This window comes from Paraburkholderia sp. EG304, assembly GCF_046543485.1.
GTDB lineage: Bacteria > Pseudomonadota > Gammaproteobacteria > Burkholderiales > Burkholderiaceae > Paraburkholderia > Paraburkholderia youngii.
In genome coordinates this window covers 1-20,091 of sequence record NZ_JBKGUA010000023.1, presented here as the reverse complement: position 1 = coordinate 20,091, position 20,091 = coordinate 1, and the positions used below count along the sequence as shown (strand labels likewise).

The window sequence follows — 20,091 nt, the reverse complement described above, 5'->3', positions numbered from 1 at the left end:
ATGTGATGGACCCGCTTGTCTACGATTGTGGCCGCATCCTTGAACGTTTCGCAGACGACGGCTCACGGCTTGGACGAACTCATGTGCATTGTCTATGCCAAGGACTTGAAGCCCGGTGCGATGGTTTCGCACCAATACGTAGACCTGTACATTGAGATAGTCAATGCTGGACCGCAGAACCTTCGGATCGGTGTTGTCGAGAATCTTTGGCGTCTTTCGTGGCAGCGTGATACCGTTCAGACCAATGCCGATTGCGCTTGTCCGACGCCAAGGCGGCTTGCTTCGTCAGGATGCGGTCTATGCATCATAGTCGCCCCGCGTGAAACCACGAAAAGGAACCGACTTGACGATAAGGGCGGATTCGATGATAGGTCGTGTCCAGCTTCCCAGCATGAGCATCTACGTCATGGGAAGCCGCTTCACCAACAGTTCCCGCGCATGTGGACGGTCACTTTGACGTCTTTCGGAGTCGACCACCTTGGACCGCCGCCAATCCACCTTTTGCTGAACCTTATTCCAACGTCTGGTGCTCATTTGCTCACAATCGCTGCCAGCAAGCGAATGCGGCGGCTTGATTGTCCCCACGGCTTTTCGGCTACTGAGTTGGATTCGAGCCGCTCGCTTGGGTACGCACTGCGAGCGACCCAATCGCGCAGCGTCGAATCCCTGAGTCGCGAAAAAAACGTCATCACGCCAGCTGTGAATATCGCCGTCAGCCTCAGCATCCTCCACAGGTTACGTATCCGATTCGGTGTCCGCACCATGTGCACGAAGGGCAGCGAAAGCGTCGCCGAACTGGACGATTGCCTCTAAATCGTCATCCAACGCGAGCGATGAGTCATAGTCAGATAATGCATTTTCCGTCGCTTCGACAAGCATGGCCTCAAGCGTTTGCGGATCGATCCTTTTCCTGAGCATGGAAGACTCCTTGTGAGGTGTGCAGCCATTCCCAGCAATTTGTGGGCCACAAGAAAGAGACGGTCAGTGCAGGTTCCGACCGACTGGGCCCCATCACTTTGTCGCGTTCCGGACATGCGACCGTCATAAGTGCAACAAGATGGTCATCTCCGGTGCAGCATCGGAATCCCTGAGATTCGGCCCTCAAGAGGTGTCTTGTGAGACGTAATCTCCGGAAATCGAAAAAGCCTCGCCATTGTCAATGCAAGAACACCTTGACGCATCGCACACTTTGCCCTCTTGTCGATTTGTGTTTGCGGGACTTACCTTTATCATCCGCCGTGTCGAATCAGTTCATGGCCTCAGCTCGCGATGGAACTGGCAACAAGTTGGCGACGAGTTCTCAAGGGCTCCTCTGAAAGGGAGCGGTTTGTCGAATTGGAGGGCAGTTGCATGTATTGGGGAAAGGAACATATCGCGCACGAAACGATCGTCGTAAGTCTAATGGTTCGATCAAACCGTTTGGAGATTTGAATGCATTTTCATGAGCTAACCAATGACGAATGGGGGCGACCAAGATGCCCCGCGAATACGTTTGAGCATCGACCGCTTAAGCGAGATGGACCGATGGAACCCGGATCGTCTCTTACCCGGCGGTTGCGCGTGGCCGCGTTGCAGCGCTTTATCGAAGTTAACGGGTCCCTAGATTACAAACTCAATTCTATGGTCATCCGGCAGACAGTCAATCACAGCAAGCGCGTCGCGGCACTCGCGGGTAGGATGACGAGCAAGATGAGCGGGATGGGCTGGAACACGGACACCGCCTGCGAAATTTGGGCGAAGCGCCTGTCAGTTGCTGCGCTTTTTCACGACATAGGCAAAGCCGCTGTATCGGCGCGAATCCTTGGCAAACCGAGTGCGCTTGACAAAGCGGAATACTCAGCGGCGAAGGCTCACGCGGCACTCGGTGCGAAGCTGATTGACCAGGTAGCTTCCGGCTTTCCGCAATCCGATTTGGCTGGTCTCCTCAGGGAGGTAGCCCTGTGTCATCACGAAAAATGGGACGGAACTGGCTATCCTAGCGGCCTTCGGGGCGAATCGATTCCGATGGCAGCGCGTCTCGTCTCAGTCGCTGATGCCTACGACGCCATCCGGTATGCGCGAGTCTACAAGCGCGCTATCCCCAGAAGTCAGGCGATACGGGCGATTGTTGATGGTGCAGGCTCGCAGTTCGACCCTCGTATGGTGCACCTCTTCCTTTCGGTCGTTTCTGCCGTTCGTCAGAAATAGATGGATCTAGAAGAGGAGGGAGGGGGCCACGGAACCGAAGCGCACCCTTCCCGATTCACTCGAACTCGTCAAGGGCAACTGATCCTTCACCAAATGAGCTCCTCTCCTCTCGCACGCCAAGTGTAGAACGATGCATGACTGAACCCCTGCTTCTCGCTTAGCTCTTTGACTGGCACACCGGCATCGGCTTCCTTCAGAAAACCGATGAGTTGTCCTTCCGTAAAGCGCTTCTTCATGTTCGTCTTCTTCTCCGAAACGAACTTTACTAGGTTCCGGTTAGCTCTACTCGTTGGGAGCAGGTCACTGGGGGACGAATCATGCGGGGCCTAGCAGGCCAAAGCCACAAATATCGAGGTGGGAAGATAGTAACGGGGATCACGGCCGGGATAGAAGCGCGAGGTCAGGGATCTCGACTATTGCTAGCGAGTGTTTCGCCGAAGCTCGATGATCGCACGAAGCTCGTCTGCACTAAATCTACCGTCCAGCACAATCTTTCCTTGCCGCCAGTCCGGCGCGTTCCGGACGTCATTCCAGTCGATCCAGCCATCAGCCTGTCTGAGTACATTTCGCGCTGTTTGGTCGTCCATGCTTCCTACCTCAGCGTAGAAGGTTGATGAGCCGAACACGGCGTATTAAAGGATGATGCGTACTAAAGGATGATGCGTACTTCAGCGAACTTGATCGCCGATTTGGAATCGTGACCGACTCGGCGGGTCTGGCATTGCGCGATGTCGATTGTAGGTTTTTCCGCAGTTGAGATCGAGTTCGGCTCCAGGACGTTGGGGTTTTGGGGATGTTTTCTAAGTGGTCCACCTGTGCGTGATCCAGTGATGACGCCACATGAGACCGTAAAGCATCGCGTCGGCAATGGTTTCGTCGCCACTCTACTCACGGATAGTCCCCAAAGAACGTTGCGCACGTCGTCAGGGCACGCTTCGACATTGAAACAATGCTGGTGCCCCAGCGCAGGGGATCCTCTCCATCTCAAATGCGCAACGCCGCCATTTGCGCAACCGAGTTCCGATATGTCCGCCTTCAGGAAGCTTCCTTGCATGTCTTTAGCCCCCCCGGAAAGTCAAAACTTGACACATATCCGCGCGACCGCACGGTCGAGGGCCGCGAGATGTAGGGCATCAAGCGACGTTTGTTGGGCGACGCGTCCCACTGCTGTTGCAACCTGTGTCTGGCAGTCTGTATTGCTGCGAAGAGGCGCCACGCCCTTCAAATTCAGCATGATATTGGCCTGCAGCTTATCCAGAATGGGTCGAATAACGCCCGGCAAGCTCTGGCGAGGCGTTGCGGGAGCATTGCCCTGACGCATCCAGTTGCTGAGCAGCTCGTACTGAATTTCTTTGTTAGCTTCAATTTGGTCCGAGAAAATGTTTGTCACATCCTCCGTGGTTAGTCCGTACTCAGACGCCATCGCCACCGCATTTGCGATGACTTGCGCTTCTCGCTGAGGGTCATAGACGGGTTGGCCCGTGTCCCACTTGTTCAGGGCGACCTGGTCCGCGGTGTTGAGGCGATCTGCCATGCTGCGCACGAGCGGCACGAACGCATCCTGCTGTGCCCCGGCAGAGCAGCCTGTCACGAGCCATACGGCTAGTGCGAGTGTCACGGCATTCCGAGTGCAAACACACCTCATGTTCTTCTTCAGTTTCAAAACTACGACTCCCTATTGGTTCATTCTCGCCTGCGGCGAAGCGCTCCGATACGACGTCCATCGCTACAGTCGCTCTGCAGTTCGCACTACATTGGACCTCAAATCCGGATAGTTAGGACATGGTCTGAGCCAAGACATTGGTCAACGCTAATTTTCGACGCCCACTCGACAAGAATTTTCCATTTTCCAGAGCGCCGGAGAATTTAACGTAATCATCAAAACTCTCACGGTCCAGACAGTTGTCAACATGACCAGCAAGCAAAACCTCAGATTCCGCGCCCCCCATTCTCGAACTTAAGCCGGCAAGCTCCGGGAGTTTGTCGTCCGACGTCCTTGAGCTTACATGCTTCGCCGAGCGCCCCCAGTTTGCCTCCGTTTTCATTGGAGCCGACAATCGTCAGAAATCTTCCGATATCCCAACCCGTTCAATCAAGGTCAGCTTGACCGCTTGTCGCGGAGCTCCTTCGTATAGACCGCTTTTGAAATTCGATTCATCCATACCTCCGCTTCTCGGTATTACGAAACGTTGGCTCACATTCTTTTCGACCGGGCCTCATTGCGCCCGCAAGTCGGTGTTGCGGACGAAATCGCGGATCTTGCTGAACGCAAAAGCGAGGCGAGAGAAATCGTACGCTTACGATTGCTCAGGTCAGGGCCGCCGAACGACCTCGAACCTACAACGCCAAGCGGCCCGCTCAGTGCATTCATAGTAGTCGAGATCGTAAGGTCCCGATTTCCGGCGCCATAAACCTACATCGACCCTTAGACCAGGTAGCGGCGGCCTGGGGTCGAACCGTAGATCCAAATGGCCGCCTTGGGCAAGTTCGTAGGAGCACCGGACTAACGGCGATCGCACAGAACCGTCATTATCAAGTTGCGGCGGAAAAAACATGGCAGAAGTAAATTCCTTGATATTACCGTCGCCCGGCCCTCTCGAAGTACCAATCCATTCACCCTCGTTATCGTTGGTTGTTGCCGTGTACACACCCCGCGCAATCTTGATGTTGGCAGGCATCGGGCAGCTTTCGTACGTTTCAGCAGCAGCGCAATACGATGCGCCGAGCGCAAGGGCAACAACAAGTAAACTTTTCATCATCGGTTTCGTTTCTCCACTTTGCAAAACGGTAAGTTCAAGCATCTGATCGTCTGGCTGAGCACTCAACACATTCTATTATGCAAACTATAGGTGGCAGCCAATTTCGCCCTTTGATGACCTATAGTCCACAATGACCATAGAAACCAAAATCATACTTATATATTAATGACGCGGATGATGAAAAGTAAAAGTAACTTATGCCTAATAAAATATCGTTTATAGTATGTCGAGCCCATGTTTCCCGTAGCAACAAGGAGGGCGGCGATAACGCATTCAGCGGACACGAGGAAATGACGAAGATGATCCGACGCACACTCAATGGCATTCAGCGCGAAACAGGCCACCCGCAATAGTCTGCGGACAGTATGAACACTTACCAGGGCGGCGGGATCGCGACAGGTGCATGAACCAGGACCGTGCTGGCACGCGGCACTTGCCCGTCGGTGAGCGGCAACAGTCTGTTGGCAGGAATGCGAAGAAATGAAAATGGCATCAAAAAGTAACCGGAAAGTCGTGGGCTCTTTGCCCGCGTCGTGCCCGAGACCACCTCTCGACCTAGCAACACGGTCCCCACCGACGATCGTGCGTTGGTATCAATATACTTGATGCTTTTCTTCTGGCAGTTGATCAGACAATTTAGTAGGGTACGCGATTGCGGCGCCCAGTGGACGAGTCACATAATTTACGGCATGTTGACAAAGGAATGTATATGGAAAAGATGAAGAGTGTGCTTTTTGGTGGCCTTCTGTCCGCGGTTCTAATGGGTGTAGCGGCGCAGGCCTATGCGGTCGCGGCGAGCGATATATGCATATACACAAACCAGAAAGACCCTACCGAGAGTTATCCCTACTACTGTGGGACCGGCCCGATAGATGGTCCGGGGAGTCAGGCGACGGAGTAATGTGGCCGGTCTTTGGGCTTGGCACAATGTCGGCCGAGAACCTAGGCGATGACAAAAGGAACTCGCGCAATCATCAGCGGCGTAGTATCAAACGTAGCATTGGCCGATGTCCGAGGGGAAGGTGCACTGGTGGAACTGGCTTCCATTCCGCTGTTTGTCTTGGCCAGATCACTGATTGCGGGCAAGGAACCCGCGGCGGAAGTGGTCCGCACGCCCGCCGCAGTTGTGAAGTGCTTCTATCGAAATTAGGGAGCGGCTGACCCATTTCATGCGCCCGGTTTTTCGCCTTCCAGAGGCCCCGAGTTAGTCCGTTAGCCGCGCAGGCCAGTCCTGCATGAACTGAGTTGGTGACAAGCCACGCCATGAATGACGACGACTGGCGGTTATAGAACATGTCAAGGTATTTGAACAAGTCGGCCATGGCTTCGCGATGCGTGCGATACTGGATCGGACGGAATTGGCGAAGGCCAACAGGTTAAGCAGTGATTTGATTCAGATAAAAGCGTCGTGTGAACGCGACAGGCGATTGGTAGTCAGCAGCGCCTGCGGGCGTTGCCGGTTGTAGAGGATTTCGATGTATTCGGTGATCGCCAAACGTGCCTGCTCGCACGTGGCAAAACATTAATGCTAGACCAGTTCATTCTTCGGCGTTGCCCCGACGGATTCGATCGGGGCGTTGTTGTAGCGGTTGCCACGGCGGCTCAGCAACGCGTGTATGTCAAGGTGGCCGATGAGTGTTTGATAGGCGAGCGGGCGCTAGTGCCATCCTCGATCGCTATGGTGAACCAGGCCGGCGGGTCACGACAGCGCGAAACAGCGCCGACATGACCAAATTTGTCGTCATCCGTTCCCTTACCGCCTAGCCGACAATTTCACCACTGTACAGTTCCTTCAGGCCGGCAAATACAGTCATGCCCCCGCCCCTGCTTCTCGGTATGACGAAACGTTGGCTTCCACTTTTTCCGACCGATCTCGGAACGGCGAGTTCCGGATCTGCGGCGCGCACGGATTCCGGACCTTCGGTTCAGCACGCCGAGCGAGCGCAGGCGTTACGTGTGTGACTTTAACGGCTATTCTCGATCGCTCACTTGTCAGGAAGTCGCACCTTGATCATGGTGCCGGCTCCCGGCGAGCTGATAACGTCGATCGCACCGCCCAGCATCAGAACACGCTCTTCCATCCCTGCCAGTCCGAATGACCTCTTTCTCGTTGCAAAAACATCGAATCCGCAACCGTCGTCGTGCACTTCGAGAAGGCAAGCATCGGGGGTTCGCTCTAATGCGATGATTACTCTTCTGGCCGCAGCGTGTCGGGTGACATTGGTCAGTGCCTCCTGAACGATGCGAAACAGCACGATAGCGCGATCCTCGCTTACGGCGATATTCTCGTCCTGCAAGTTGAGATGACAGACCGTCCGGCCGTTGCGGTTGAAATCGGCCACGAGCCACTCGAGCGCTGCTGCAATACCGGAATCAAGCGCTGCGGGGCGCAGCGACGCGATAACGCCTCTGACCACCTGCATCGTTACATCCACAAGTGAAACGAGCGCCTGCGTATGCTCGACCAGATCCGGGTGATCCGCGCCAAGCCTCATGCGCAATATCGACGCCCTCAGGCGAAGCGCGGTAAGGTGTTGCCCGAGTTCGTCGTGCATTTCCCGCGCAATGTGCTTGCGTTCATCCTCGCGAGCCGTCTCGCGATGTGAGGCAAGTTCACGCAGCATCTCGTAGGACTCACGCAAGCGGTGCTCAGCTTCCTTGCGCTCCGTGAGATCAACTACAAAAGCAACGCCTTCGTTCCCGCTACAGTCGAAAGCAGCGCGGCCGACCATGACCGGTATACGACTGCCATCCTTCCGCATGTATTCTTTTTCCTCGGGTTGAACGTCACCGTCGTTTCTGATTTGGGCCAAAGCCCGTTCGCTGCTTTCCTTCCAGTCAGTTGGCGTGAGATCCCTCCAGCGGAGGCATCCTGACGCAAGATCCTCTCGCTCATATCCCACCATGCGAAGAAAAGCGTCGTTGGCTTCGAGAATGTCGCCGGCAGCATTCCAGACGATGATGCCAATGATATTGGCGTCGACGAGGCGGCGAATCCTGGCCTCCCGTTCCCGCAGGTCGCGGTACAGGCGGGTGTTCTCCAGCGCAGTCGCCGCCTGCGACGCGAGCAGCCGCAGCAGTGCAATCCGGGTCGATCTGAAGGCGCGGGTGATCAGATTGTTTTCGAGGTACAGGGCCCCGATCAGCTTCGCTTGATTCATTAATGGCAGGCATAAGACGGAACGAGGCAGATACTGCCGGATATGAGGATCTGTCGCGAACCTGGGATCGGCCGCAGCATCATCGAGAATGACACTTTCGCCTGTGCGCAATACATCGTAGAGAACAGGCTCGGGAATCATGGTCGCGCTCACGGGTGCATCGCGCAATTGGACGCATGCCTTGTCGCTGTCCGTCCATGCTTCCGCTGCGAGCCGCTGTTCTCCTGTATGCGAAAGTATCAGTAATCCACGCTCGGCTCCCGCCTGCTCGATAGCGGTACGCATGATCGTCTCAATCAGTCTGTCGAGGAAAACCTCTCCGGAAACAGCCTGCGACACCCTTATGACGGTAGCAAGGTCAAGGTGTTCGAGAGGCGCCCCGATAGTGCTGCCTGAGTCAGGCGCTCGCTCGTCGGCCCTGAGACCTGGGTGCAGTTGGTCGAGTTGACGCACCTTGCCTTCTGCCCCCCAGCGTCGATAAGCCCGTCGTGCGTCCTGCAAATAGACACGGGCAATCTTCTCATACCCCCGCGCCGCGTAGAACGCGGATGCGAGTTCATTGGCAAGCGCTTCATTGTGTATGAGGTCGTTTGCGCGCGCAAGATGAATGGCCGCTTCGTAGAGTCGCATCGCCTCGAGATCACGGCCTTCCAGGCGCGCCATCTCGGCGCTTACCAGTGAAACCCGATTGCCGAAATTCGCCGGACAGTTGTTCGCCCAGATCTCCAATTGCCGACAATGCGCGGCGATGCTGTGGAGGTGCTCCTGTCGCTCCTCGGCCGGCACCCGGTCGAAATGCGCGGCCCTTGTGAGAGCGGCGTAAAAATGGTACTCGCATTCCTCCAGGTGCGGCGACGAGCTCCAAAGTTGCTCTTGCGCGATCGATGCCGCGTTCATGGCGGCCACATAGTCGCCTGAAAAGAATCGTCCCTGCAGTTTCCGGATCCAGTACCAGCACGCGGCCGTCGCGAGCGCGGGGTTGCCGGACAGGTGCTCCTCTGTACGAAGCTCGTTGAACTCGTCATAGTCGAAGTGGCCGAATTTCAGTGTGACGCCGCGGAGCATCCGGATCAATGCGAGTTGCGTGGTGAGGTTATCGACGACCAGGCCGAAACGTGCCTTCCTGGAAAACGCGAGGCCCTGTACAGTTTCGAGTTCGACATCGCTTAGAGGGTCACCGCCGAAAAGTCGGTCCGAAACGATATGGCAGCAGGTATAGGCGCCAGACGGAAGGTCACCGGTCCGGCCCGCTGCTTCGAACGCACGGCGCAGCACTTCGCTGCTGAAGCGCACGTGTTTCGTCCAGCGCACAACATACAGCGCGTAGCAAAGATAGGTGACTGCCTCGAAGCGTTTGAGTCCGCGTCGCTCGACCAGATCGAAGCCGAGCTGACCGAACTGGACTCCAGCGTGGTAATCGCCAAAGCGTGGCCCAGCGATCCGCGGGAACATGACATACGCGAAGCACGAGGCGTCGCAGTTCCCGCACTCCAGACTCAAGCTGATCACTTTGCATATAGCGAGAGAAGCCAGATTCGCGTCAAAAAACCAGGCTGGTCTGAGGAGCTTGCTAAGCACGTCAGTAATTGCGAGCGACGCTGGGTCCGACATCAACGGCATATCGATGAGTGCCTCGATAGTCCGGCCCGCAAGCCGCAACCGTATGTTTTCGTACTCCCCCCGTACGTTGCTTTCATGTGGGTGTGCCGGCCAGTCGATGCCGAGTTGACGGAGGTGATCGAGGCAAACCTCGACCGCCAGATCGCTTCGATCGAGAGTCAGGTAAACATCCATTCGCAGACACGCGACGCTCGCCTGATCGACCGTGTTCGTCGCGCGGTTTGACAGCATCGCCAGCCGCTCTTCGGCATCGGTTAGCCGCCCGGTGAGGAACTCGCATTCTGCCAGGTTCAACTGGAGCGGAAAGACCAGTTCGTGCCTACGTCCCCAGCAATCGTCCTGGAGGAGTTGAGCGCCGGCAGTGAGATAGGTGAGCGCCGACGCATAGGCTGTCGACGCCTTGGCTCTCTTGCCGGCGATCAGGTTAAAGGCAGCCAGTTGTTGGCGTTCCTGCCTGGATCTCACCAGCGCCGCGCCTCGGTTAAGCTGACTGACGATATCGAAGATCGCCTCTTCCCGTTTGCTAGCGGGAGTTTGCGCCGCGAGTAGCCGTCCAATACGCAGATGCGTGTGAGCACGTAACTCTTTAGGAATCAGCGAATAGGCGGCTTCCTGCACCCGGTCGTGCACGAACCCGTAGGCGTCTTCTAGTTGCTCCACCAACTCCTGCGCGAGTGCCGGCTTCAGCAGCGCCCGAATTTCCTGCTCCGAGACGCCCAGAACTTTAGGCAGCATCACATAGGAGGCGGTGTTGCCGAGACAGGCAAGCTGTTGCACGGCGCGTTGCGTTGACGCCGGTAGGCGCACTAGCTTTTCCACCATTAGGTCGACCACATTGTCGGTGTACTCTTTCCGGTGGATGCGGGGCAGGTCCCAGCTCCAACAGGCCGTGTCATGGGCAAAGCTCAGCAGATCGCTATCGGCAAGCTCGCGCAAAAACTGAATGACGAAAAACGGATTGCCCGCCGTCTTCTCATGCACGAGGTGCGCAAGCGGTGCCGCACGTCCCGGCTCACAGTGAAGCGCTTCGACAATCAGTTGCTCCACGTGTTCACAAGCAAGAGGCGCGAGAACAATTTCATCGAGCTTTGCGCCGGCAGCCCTTAACGTCTGAAGCTTGTGCAGCAGCGGATGTCCGGGAGTTACCTCATTGCTGCGATAGGCGCCGATTACCATCAGATGCTGCAGATCCGAGCGCGCAAGGAGCCCGTCGAGCAAGTCGAGCGTCGCGGCGTCGAGCCATTGCAGATCGTCAAGAAATAGTGCCAACGGATGTTCACGTCGCGCAAAGACGCCGATAAAGCGCTGGAAGACGACTTCAAAACGGCGGCGCGCCTGATTCGGCTCGAGCTCTGGGACGGGCGGGGGATCGCCGATGATCAGCCTGAGCGCAGGGATCAGATCGGTCACTAGTCGCGCGTTAGGACCGAGTGCCCCGATCAACGTCTCGCGCCAGGTTGCGAGTTCCGCGTCAGGCTCGCCGAGTAGCGGTCTGACCAGGCCCTGAAAAGCTTGAACGAGCGTCGCATAGGGTATGTCGCGCTTGTATTGGTCGAACTTGCCCGACGCGAACAGCCCGCGCGATGGTACGAGTGCCTTATGCAGTTCATGGACGATTGCGGATTTGCCGATACCCGAATACCCGGAGACGAGCACGAGTTCAGGGATGCCAGTCCTGACTACGCGATCGAACGCAGTGGTCAATGCATCCACCTCCCTCTGCCTCCCGTAGAGTTTCTCAGGGATCAGGAGGCGGTCGGTCATGTCGTATTCGCCCAGCACAAAGGGATCGATGTGGCGTTGACGCTGCCATTCGGTCAGGCAATGCCTCAGATCCCGCTCGACGCCAGCCGCCGTCTGATACCGTTCCTCGGGCGTCTTGGCGAGCAGCTTCATGACAAGCTCTGAGACGGGAAGGGGGACCGTGTCTACCCGTGCTATCGGAGGCACCGGCTTACGCGCAACATGGCAATGTACCCATTCCATCGGATCCGCAGCAGTGAACGGTAGGGACCCCGTGAGCATTTGATAAAGCGTAACTCCGAACGCGTAGAGGTCGCTGCGAGAGTCGATCGAGCGGTTCGTCCGCCCAGTCTGTTCGGGCGCCATGAAGGGTAGGGTGCCGGCGATCGTTTCGGGTGGCTGTGGAAATTGCCGCTCGCGCGGCAGTCGTGAAGCGATCCCAAATCCTGTGAGCCGCGGCCGGCTGTCCGTGCAGTCAACTAGCACATGAGCAGGCTTGAAATCCTTGTGAACGAACCCACTCCGGTGGAGCTTCTCAAGCGCCCCGGCAATTCCGACAGCGAGGCACAAAACACGTTCCACCCCGAGAGGCGCGCCCACCAGTCGCTCAAGTGGTTCGCCGCCCGGATCCTCGAAAACCAGTGCCATCCGTTCATCTTCGCGTACCAGCCTTATCGGGTGCACCGCCCACGTACCATTCAGTTGTTCTTTCAGCGCGAATTCGTGAGCAAGGCGCTCGAGAAGGGCGATCGAGGGATGTTCCTCGGTGGTCCGCAGAGTCAGGACGCTATCGCTGCCGCTCGGGGACTGGACGCGACAGAAAGTGCGCTCTGCATCCTCCCAAAGGATGTGGACACTGAAGCCTGTGTCAGAGCCATGTGGATCGTTCATCTGCCGTCATTCACTAGTCAAGTTCAGCCCCCGATCGTATCAAAGGACGCAGCCCAATTCGTCTGTCTAAAGTGCCTATGGCTACGCGTTAGAACCATAGGGTAATTGCCGCACAAGAGCGCCGCGACGCCGCAATGGCCACTTGCATCGCACCTTTGTATGGTTTATGGAAATCCTAGCAAAAGTATCTGACACTGGCTGTCCGGGCAAGGGTTCTAACATATGATGAAACCGTCGAGAAGGCTCGGTGAGGTCTTGACTACACCCGGAACGTCTGGGTTTTGCCAATGGAAAACCGGCGTTCATCGCAAGCGTGTAGCCCGTCGGAGGTCCAGTTCCAGGGAGCTTTAATGGCTGCAGCAACAGAGCGAACGGTCGCGATGCGCCCGCTGGACAATTCCATACCATTTTGAACGTCGTGGTGGATAGCAAGCTGAAACCGCTAACGTTCCGCGCAACGGCCGGAACTGACGGCGCGGCAGATTCGCCGGCTTGTTGTGCGGCTCGGAATTTGGGCCGTGGACTGGTTTCCGGACACAAATCCCGCGCAGCGAGACGCTGTCGAGATGCCTCGTTCCGATCGTGCTCACGATTATCCGCGGTTGATACGCCGATTTTGGGCCGGCCCCTAGCGTTGGAGAAGCCACGGGAATCTCAGAGTCCGCAGGGCGACGAAAGGGGTCATATCGAATGACGAGCGAAGGCCTGTGGATCCTGCGTCGACTGCATCCGCCGACGGTCTACCAGTCACGCACACGATAGGAGCGCTTGGACGAGTTCATCCAGATTGATGGCGGGATCACCGCTAGCTCGAGGACCGCGGTCCAGCGTGCACGCTGTTGGTGTGTATGTCGATGACGCAACCAGTCCCGTCATGCACCTGCAATTCACTCAGGCGGAATCGACGTTCCACCAATTTAAGGCGACGCGCGTTCTTATCGAGCGCTGCGGCAAACCTGGCGCTGTCAGGTTGGTGCCCATCTGCACTCCCTGTGTGAACAGTAGTAATGCTTACTATATGATTGTTTTGATTGCTCCCGGAACGTACAGCCGTACCATGTGCCGATGCGCTGTTTGACTATGGCGAAATAACAGGCCGCGTTCCTCCGTGTCTGCAGCACTAAGCGCTGACGAAAGGGGCTTAGCGATTGTGTGCGACGCGTATCTCGAAAGGGAACATCTGACGTCCGCGGTTACGGGTCGGCAGATCACGCGTGCAGCCGCTTTGATAAAAATGCGCTTAGCCCTAGGGAGTCTAGGAATTCCCACCTGCCGCGGGATAGCTGCGCGATTGGTCGGCGACGCTTTGCTCCAACACGCCGGGTTTGCGTGTCCTGCTCATCGAGCAGTTTCCCCACCACATACGTCTCGTCGCGCGGCGTCACAAACACCACTTCTAAATTCCTAGTGCTGCGAGGTTTCTACCGAACCGCCCTAGCGCACCGAGCCAATCGATAGCCGGACTTGACATGCCAGCAACGAATCGTCGGTTCCGTACCTGAGTACGCCGCCTCGCTCCGAACGAGAAGTGTCCGTCAACAGCGCAGCTGATCATAACAGCAGGGAACCGCTGGCCGTGGTAAAGCGATTTCGTCGCGTTCATTCTCTCCTTCCAACGAGCGCCTCATCGGCAGCGTGATGGCGCATTTTCGGGCAACGGATAGCCATCATGCCAATGCCCGCGCGGCCAAGCGGGGCGGCTAGGGGCATCGATATCGCCGAGCTCGTACTGGAAGCGCTCCAAGGTCGCGGCGATCGCTGCATCAATCTCATCTTCGGATCGACCGCGGTAGCGAAACCGGCCGAGGATCTTGTCGTAGCCGCCCTTGCCGTCGAAGATATGATTTGCCTTCGGCGTAATGGCCGCATACAGCGGTGCGATACCGTCCGGGACAACGGCTCGCAAGAGGCGGCTGCCGGTCGCCTCGGGGAGCAGCAGAAACCCTCCTAGCTCGGTGGAGCGGGCCGCTGCACCCACGCCTGCCTCGGATGCGAGCGGCGTCCCGTAGTTGAGCTGCTGACGGACCCACAGGCTGAAGATGTCAATGCCGTAGAGATCGCGGAACAGGAACGGAATTTCGCCGCCGCCTACGCGCGCGCCAATCTCAAGGAAATACAGGCCGTCGGAGCCACGAATCACTTCGAGATGAAAGGCGCCGTCCACCAGCGATAGAGCGCGGAGACTCGTTTGCGCGAACGCGAGTAGTTCGTCGTTCGACGGTCCAGGCTGCAACATTATCGACCCGAGCGGTTTGCCATTGGCGAAGTCAAGACATGAGTTAAGGTAGCGCGACGCCCGGATCAGCAACGGCTTGCCGCTCGAGACGATACCGTCAACGTGATAGATCGGCCCTTCGATAAACTCCTCGCATTCGTACGAAGTGCCCGTAAGTCGGGGCAGGAGCGCACCGAACTGTTCCACCGAATCGACCCGGTGGACACCCATGCTTGCCGCGCCGGTTCGCGGCTTGACGATAAGCGGATGCCGCAATCCGGCGACAGTGGCGAGCGCGTCCTCCCGATCGTTCAATTCGACGAACTGCGGCACGCGCAGACCGGCCGCACTGACGACGCGCTTCATCACCGTCTTGTCGCGAAAGCGTGCTGCGGTGGCGGGCCGGTCGCCCGGGACGTCGAAAGTTTCCCGCAGCTGTGCCGCGGCGAGCAAGTCGAATTCGGACAGCGCGATCAGTCGGTCGACGCCGTTCAGCCTAGTACGGCATGCGTCGAACGCCACGCGCAGCCTGTGTATATCGTTGAAGTCCGGGAGGATCTCGATGTGCGAGATGCGCGTCGCTTCGAGAGCTTTCGCGCCTTCCGGTGTGCACAGATAGGCAACGTCGTGCGCATCGTGATCGATGTATCGGTGATAGGCGGCAAAATCGTCGGACCAGCGATTCATTACGACACTTCGGGTACGGCGGGGGAAGGGGGTATACGTCATCGCGACTCGTCCTTTAATGGACCTTGAATGTCAACCCCATTTCGAGCGCGCATTGCGCGCCGTTCAGTCGGCGTTCGAGCGTGGGGCGATCGGGCGCTGTAAATAGCACGTGGCCGAGCCGGCCACGGAAGTCGGTCGGCGGCGATACCCAGTCGCCGGCGCGCGGATAGATTTCCGCTTCTTGGAAGCCAGGCTGCGCACGCACTTCGTCAAGCCCGCTGACACCGACGAACGGCCCGGCTGCCTCGGGTGCGAGAAACCGGACGCCGCTTACCCGGGTGCTCCGCCCGTGGCAGTATCCCGGGGCCGGGTCCCATTCCCCGAGATAGCTACGGAGCATGACTTCCGGTAGCGAGATTGACTTAGCTAGCTCAACCAGCCGGTAGATCCGGTCGCCGCCGAGCCGCGCGGCGATTTCGATCAGCGTGGGACCGTCGCGCGTCATGCGCACTTCCGCATGAAACACGCCCAGCGTCAGGCCGATCTCTCTCGCCACCGTTTCGACATACGCGCTCAGCCGAGCTCGGTCGCGGTCGTCGAGCGTAGCGTCGACCACATGTCCCATTTCGACGAAGTAGGGCTCGGGCCCGAGGATCTTTTCGGTAATGGCAAGCATGCGCGGACCGAGCGGACCGACGTAGCCTTCCACGCTATATTCAGGTCCGTCGAGATACTGTTCAAGCATCATCGCTTGACCAACTTCGCGGCCCATGTCCTGAACAGATCGATGCGCAACGCTGTCGATCGTCGCGTGCAACTGCGCGAGCGAATCGACGCGGCGCACCAGTAGGCTGCCGCAACCATCGACCGGCTTCACGACGGCCGGAAATCCGACGTGCGCCGCCGCGCGGGCGACGTCGCCACGCTTTGCGATCGGCGCGAAACGCGGTACAGCCAGCCCGGCCATGCTGAGTCGCTGACGGCTACGGTATTTGTCACGTGTGAGCGCGGCCGCTTCGGGCGGTAGATGCGGCAACCCCAATTGCGCGGCCGCCTGCGCGACGACGTCGACCGCGTACTCAAAGCCGGGAACGAGCGCGTCGATGCCCCCGACTGTCCGCACTGCTGCAGCGACGTCATCAGCCGAGCCAGTGTCGACACTCGTCAGCGACGCCACGGTCCGTAGGTGTGTTGGCGGCACGATGTGGGTATCTGCGCAAAACACGTGTACCGGGTGCCCGAGCCGCTGCGCTGCAGCGATCAGCGCAGTGCCCGATGAGACAGGCTCCACTACTACAATAGCCACGATGCGCTCCTCATGCAACGACCACGTCCGACTGGCGCCCGGTTTCTGCCTTTAGTTCGTCGAAGTAATCGCCGACCAAGCCGATGAAGTTGCGAAGATGCATTTCGGCCTTGTCGATGCCACCCCATCCTTCGATCGCGCGCTGGACGGCGCCCCACATCAGATCGTCGTGGTCGTGCGATTCGTCGTATTGGATATGGCCAAGCGAACCCTTAACGGTGTGGTGCCCGAAGGCTCGACCCGCAGCCTCGGTGATCGTCTTATTGTAGCGGCCCGAATACCATTCGACGAACCAGTTCCACGCCATCGTCGGCAATGGGCCATCGCGTTCGATGCTGAGATACAGATAATTGATCAGCTTCCTAGTCGAGTGGAGCGGCTCAATGGTGTCAATCTGTTCGGCCGTGAGACCGAATTTTTCGATGTCGCGCAGAAAGAGCCCTTCGTGGCCGTATTCCTCGGCGAGGTATTGCGCGAGGATCTGCGCGAGTTGATTGTCCTTGAAGCCGATCTTGTAGAGCGCGAATGCATCGACTTCATTGTTCAGGCGGATGCGCAGCACTGTCTCGACGAGATGTCGCCGATAGTATTCGCGGTCGATCCATTCGCCACGGTGAAACGCGGCGGTGTCGGGCGAGGCGGTAAAGAGCGCCTGCATTTCACAGTCTGCAACCAGTTCAAAACGGGCACGATCTTGGTGGGCCATTTTCAGTCTCCAGTAAAACCACATGAAGGGAAACAGCATCGCAAGCGCGACACATACAACGACGAAGCGAACCATCCGCAGTTAGGGTCTCGGCAACATTCGAAGACGCGGAAGAAAATGCAGTGCGAGACGACGATCCACCTGCCGGCAACGCCGGCCTATGCTTGGCGGCAGCAGGCTATGCTGGCGCTGATCACGAGCAACGTGCCGATGCTTTGCAAGACCGTCATAGGCTGACCGAGGACGACAAAACCGATTGCGGCAGCAATGGCGGGTTCGATGCTCATCAGAATGCCGAACGCGGACGCCGTCATGCGCCGCAGCGCGAACATCTCGAGGACGTAGGGCAAGAGCGGCACGAGTACCGCGAGATACGCGGCATCAATCAATTGCGCGGCGGGCAGATGGCCACCGCTTTGCGCAAGACCAAACGGCGTGGTGACCAGGGCCGCGACGATCAGCGACATTGAGAGCCCCTCCAAGCCATCGAACAGCGTGCCGACTCGTTTCATCATCACGATGTACGTTGCCCATCCGAGCGCAGCCCCAACAGGAAAGACCAGGGCGGTTAACGAGGTGGCCCACATGCCGTCCTGCCGCGCAATGAGGACGACGCCGACCATCGCCACCATGGGCCACACTAGCATCCGGAATCTGCGGATGCCGGCCGTCGCGACGATGAGGGGACCAATGAAGCTGATGGCGACTGCGAGACCAAGGGGCACGCGCTGCACGGCTTCGAAGTAGCACAGTGTCATGCCAGCCATGGCGCTACCGAGGACGAAAGCGGCGATCCAGCGCTGTCGGGAGTAGGTATGGAGCGGCGGTCGCACCACGATCGCGAGCATCAAGCCCGCGAAACAAAGACGCAGCCAAGTCGTGCTGAGCGTACCGTATTGGATTGTCACGGGTCGCGACAATGCAGCACCAAGCTGCACGCTGTACATCGACGCGATAGCCATGGCAGGCGCGAGCACGCTGGCAACAGGTTGCGAAGACGGCTCGGAATCAGGGGCGTTAGCATCAAACGCATCGCCTTTAACTGGCTCAACCCTAGTGTCGATACGATTTGCTTGGACGACATCTAAATCTTCGCTCATACTCGGCTCCGCGGTGACGACGAGAGAATCCTAACAGCGCATATCCGCTTTGTATAAGCCGTTAATTTTTTTGAGCGCATCAATCATATTGATGATTTGCGATCGAGAAAAAGCTTGTTTTTGCAGGTAAAGCCGCCGGCGGTAGGCTGACTGCGTGTGCAAAAGAGAGTTCTGGTTCTTATCGGATGATTGTCTCGATTGCGCGCCGGACAGTCCAGTCATGCGATGTGCCGCAGCGTGCTTTGAGTATGGCGGGATAATGGGCTTCCTTTGCTCTGAAATGCGTCAACTTGATGGCTGGTGTCGACACGCAGCGGTTTCTGCCCATGCGCTCTGGAAGCGGTCAATGCGCGGCAGAAGCCATTTCGCGACGAACGCCGGCCTAACGGTCACCGTCAACACGCCCACAGCCGAGCCCCTTCTTCAGTCGCGCAAATCCCAGATTCAACCGATCGAACCCCTCGCGGATGTCAGGGAGCGCCCGAAGGGCGACGGCCGTTAGTACAAGACGCGGTCGCCCGCCGGTAGCGCGGTGGAACAGCGGTACGTCGAGGCATTCTTCGAGGCTGCGAACGAATTGACCAACGTCGGTGGGCGTAACATTCAGTTCCATTGCAGTAGCCGAGAAGCCCGGGTGGTGCGCGCTCGACTCCAAGGCTCGCAGCGCGGCCGGGGGAGCCGGCCATGCACAGAAAGATTTTCTTTCAACGACAAACAAAACATCTCATTTGTGAGCGTAACGTCGACTGGCCAGGAATGTTCAAATCGGTCTGCAAAGCAAGGGCATTTCATGTTGCCGTTTCCGTTTTCATCGTTTTCAGGAACAGTCACAGAACATAATTTCTCTTCCACGGTAGTCATTGTCACGGGCGGCGGTTCAGCTCTCCGCAAAGCCGTCCCGCCACTGCGACGGAGGTGGTCGAATTAAGGGCACGTTCTTCATGGCGCAGGCCGCCGCGAAGGTGATGCAACAGCTCGGCGGCGCCATCGGTGCGACCTCGGGCCTGCATTCAATGCTTTCGATCCGCGTGGTCGCAATGGCCAGCCGGCCGATGTTGCCGAGGCGATTCTGTTCATGGCTTCTCTAGGCGCGTCGTGGATTACAGGTACCGTTTTCTTCAGATTGTCCATGATGGCGGAAGGCCAAGCCTGATCGAGTCTTCCTTGAGAGGAGCAAAAATGATCTATCTGCAAATCAACCCTGGACGGTGTTATGAACTTCGAATTACTGGGATCGCATGGACGAGCATAAGCGTGGCGAAGCCGACAAAGTGCAGACCTGCGGGTGTGAAATCCGTTTTTGCTGCATCGACCTTACCGCCTGGAGATCAATTCCTTGAGCGCCCGCGGCCTGTGCAGGGTCGTCACCCGTGCAACCCTGATCGGCAAAGGCCACTTTCAGGGTTTCTTCCGTTGCTACCTTCTGCACCTGGCACGCCAGTTCCGCCACTTGTGCGCGCTCCTACTCGTTGGCCGGTGTACGTGCACGGCGAGCATCTGTCGGAGCGTATTCCTGCATGTGTCATGCTGTGCCGGCACATCCGGTTGACGTACCGATCCAGAAGGTGATCGCGCGGACAGAAAATGCAGGCAAAAAACTTTCCCTAGAACTGATATGACTTTCCGTGTCAATCGCGATCGGTTCTCGGTCTGGGTACATCTGAATTTCCTGAGGGCGACGTAGCAGTACGTCTCGACGGTGGGTCACACTGATATCCGCGGGTTGGTTACCGC

At 57.7% G+C, this 20,091-nt stretch carries 10 protein-coding genes and 6 pseudogenes; 2 read left to right on the top strand and 14 right to left on the bottom strand.

Features of this window, described 5'->3' with window-relative positions; translation table 11 throughout:
- Positions 1 to 735 precede the first annotated feature (735 nt).
- Positions 736 to 918, bottom strand: a complete 183-nt coding sequence (locus ACLFKU_RS25095; RefSeq protein WP_410850866.1) for a hypothetical protein — start codon at positions 916 to 918, stop codon at positions 736 to 738.
- A gap of 606 nt (positions 919 to 1,524) precedes the next feature.
- Here ACLFKU_RS25095 and ACLFKU_RS25090 point away from each other — a divergent pair.
- The gene (locus ACLFKU_RS25090; RefSeq protein ID WP_410850865.1) at positions 1,525 to 2,187 is read left to right on the top strand and encodes an HD-GYP domain-containing protein; all 663 of its coding nucleotides are present in this window, start codon (positions 1,525 to 1,527) and stop codon (positions 2,185 to 2,187) included.
- A 107-nt stretch (positions 2,188 to 2,294) separates the two neighbouring features.
- Here the strand turns inward: ACLFKU_RS25090 and ACLFKU_RS25085 are convergent.
- The 11 genes and pseudogenes from ACLFKU_RS25085 to ACLFKU_RS25035 form a co-directional block, all read right to left on the bottom strand.
- Positions 2,295 to 2,423, bottom strand: a pseudogene (locus ACLFKU_RS25085) (transposase); the annotation flags it as partial.
- 839 nt (positions 2,424 to 3,262) lie between these two features.
- Positions 3,263 to 3,832 (bottom strand): chorismate mutase, encoded by a 570-nt coding sequence (locus ACLFKU_RS25080; protein ID WP_410850919.1) that lies wholly within the window; start codon positions 3,830 to 3,832, stop codon positions 3,263 to 3,265.
- 667 nt (positions 3,833 to 4,499) lie between these two features.
- The gene (locus ACLFKU_RS25075) at positions 4,500 to 4,988 is read right to left on the bottom strand and encodes a DUF3757 domain-containing protein (RefSeq protein WP_410850864.1); all 489 of its coding nucleotides are present in this window, start codon (positions 4,986 to 4,988) and stop codon (positions 4,500 to 4,502) included.
- 1,162 nt (positions 4,989 to 6,150) lie between these two features.
- Positions 6,151 to 6,292, bottom strand: a pseudogene (locus ACLFKU_RS25070) (IS3 family transposase); the annotation flags it as partial.
- A 30-nt stretch (positions 6,293 to 6,322) separates the two neighbouring features.
- Positions 6,323 to 6,763 (bottom strand): annotated as a pseudogene (locus tag ACLFKU_RS25065) (IS3 family transposase); the annotation flags it as partial.
- Positions 6,764 to 6,931: 168 nt separating this feature from the next.
- Entirely contained in the window at positions 6,932 to 12,361 is a 5,430-nt protein-coding gene (locus ACLFKU_RS25060; RefSeq protein WP_410850863.1) for an AAA family ATPase, read from the bottom strand.
- Between the two features lie 1,624 nt (positions 12,362 to 13,985).
- The gene (locus ACLFKU_RS25055; RefSeq protein WP_410850862.1) at positions 13,986 to 15,098 is read right to left on the bottom strand and encodes an acetyl-CoA carboxylase biotin carboxylase subunit family protein; all 1,113 of its coding nucleotides are present in this window, start codon (positions 15,096 to 15,098) and stop codon (positions 13,986 to 13,988) included.
- Between the two features lie 220 nt (positions 15,099 to 15,318).
- The gene (locus tag ACLFKU_RS25050; protein ID WP_410850861.1) at positions 15,319 to 16,551 is read right to left on the bottom strand and encodes an ATP-grasp domain-containing protein; all 1,233 of its coding nucleotides are present in this window, start codon (positions 16,549 to 16,551) and stop codon (positions 15,319 to 15,321) included.
- A 10-nt stretch (positions 16,552 to 16,561) separates the two neighbouring features.
- Positions 16,562 to 17,257 (bottom strand): iron-containing redox enzyme family protein, encoded by a 696-nt coding sequence (locus ACLFKU_RS25045; protein WP_410850860.1) that lies wholly within the window; start codon positions 17,255 to 17,257, stop codon positions 16,562 to 16,564.
- Positions 17,258 to 17,415: 158 nt separating this feature from the next.
- Positions 17,416 to 18,219, bottom strand: coding sequence for a DMT family transporter (locus tag ACLFKU_RS25040; protein WP_368599728.1), 804 nt, complete (start codon positions 18,217 to 18,219; stop codon positions 17,416 to 17,418).
- A 453-nt stretch (positions 18,220 to 18,672) separates the two neighbouring features.
- Positions 18,673 to 19,075, bottom strand: a pseudogene (locus tag ACLFKU_RS25035) (LysR family transcriptional regulator); the annotation flags it as partial.
- Between the two features lie 285 nt (positions 19,076 to 19,360).
- Here ACLFKU_RS25035 and ACLFKU_RS25030 point away from each other — a divergent pair.
- Positions 19,361 to 19,510: pseudogene (locus ACLFKU_RS25030) on the top strand (SDR family oxidoreductase); the annotation flags it as partial.
- A 58-nt stretch (positions 19,511 to 19,568) separates the two neighbouring features.
- On the opposite strand, the pseudogene ACLFKU_RS25025 reads toward ACLFKU_RS25030, so the two are convergent.
- Positions 19,569 to 19,869 (bottom strand): annotated as a pseudogene (locus tag ACLFKU_RS25025) (IS5/IS1182 family transposase); the annotation flags it as partial.
- 10 nt (positions 19,870 to 19,879) lie between these two features.
- The coding region (locus tag ACLFKU_RS25020; protein WP_410850859.1) for a hypothetical protein at positions 19,880 to 20,091 on the bottom strand (212 nt) is incomplete at its 5' end.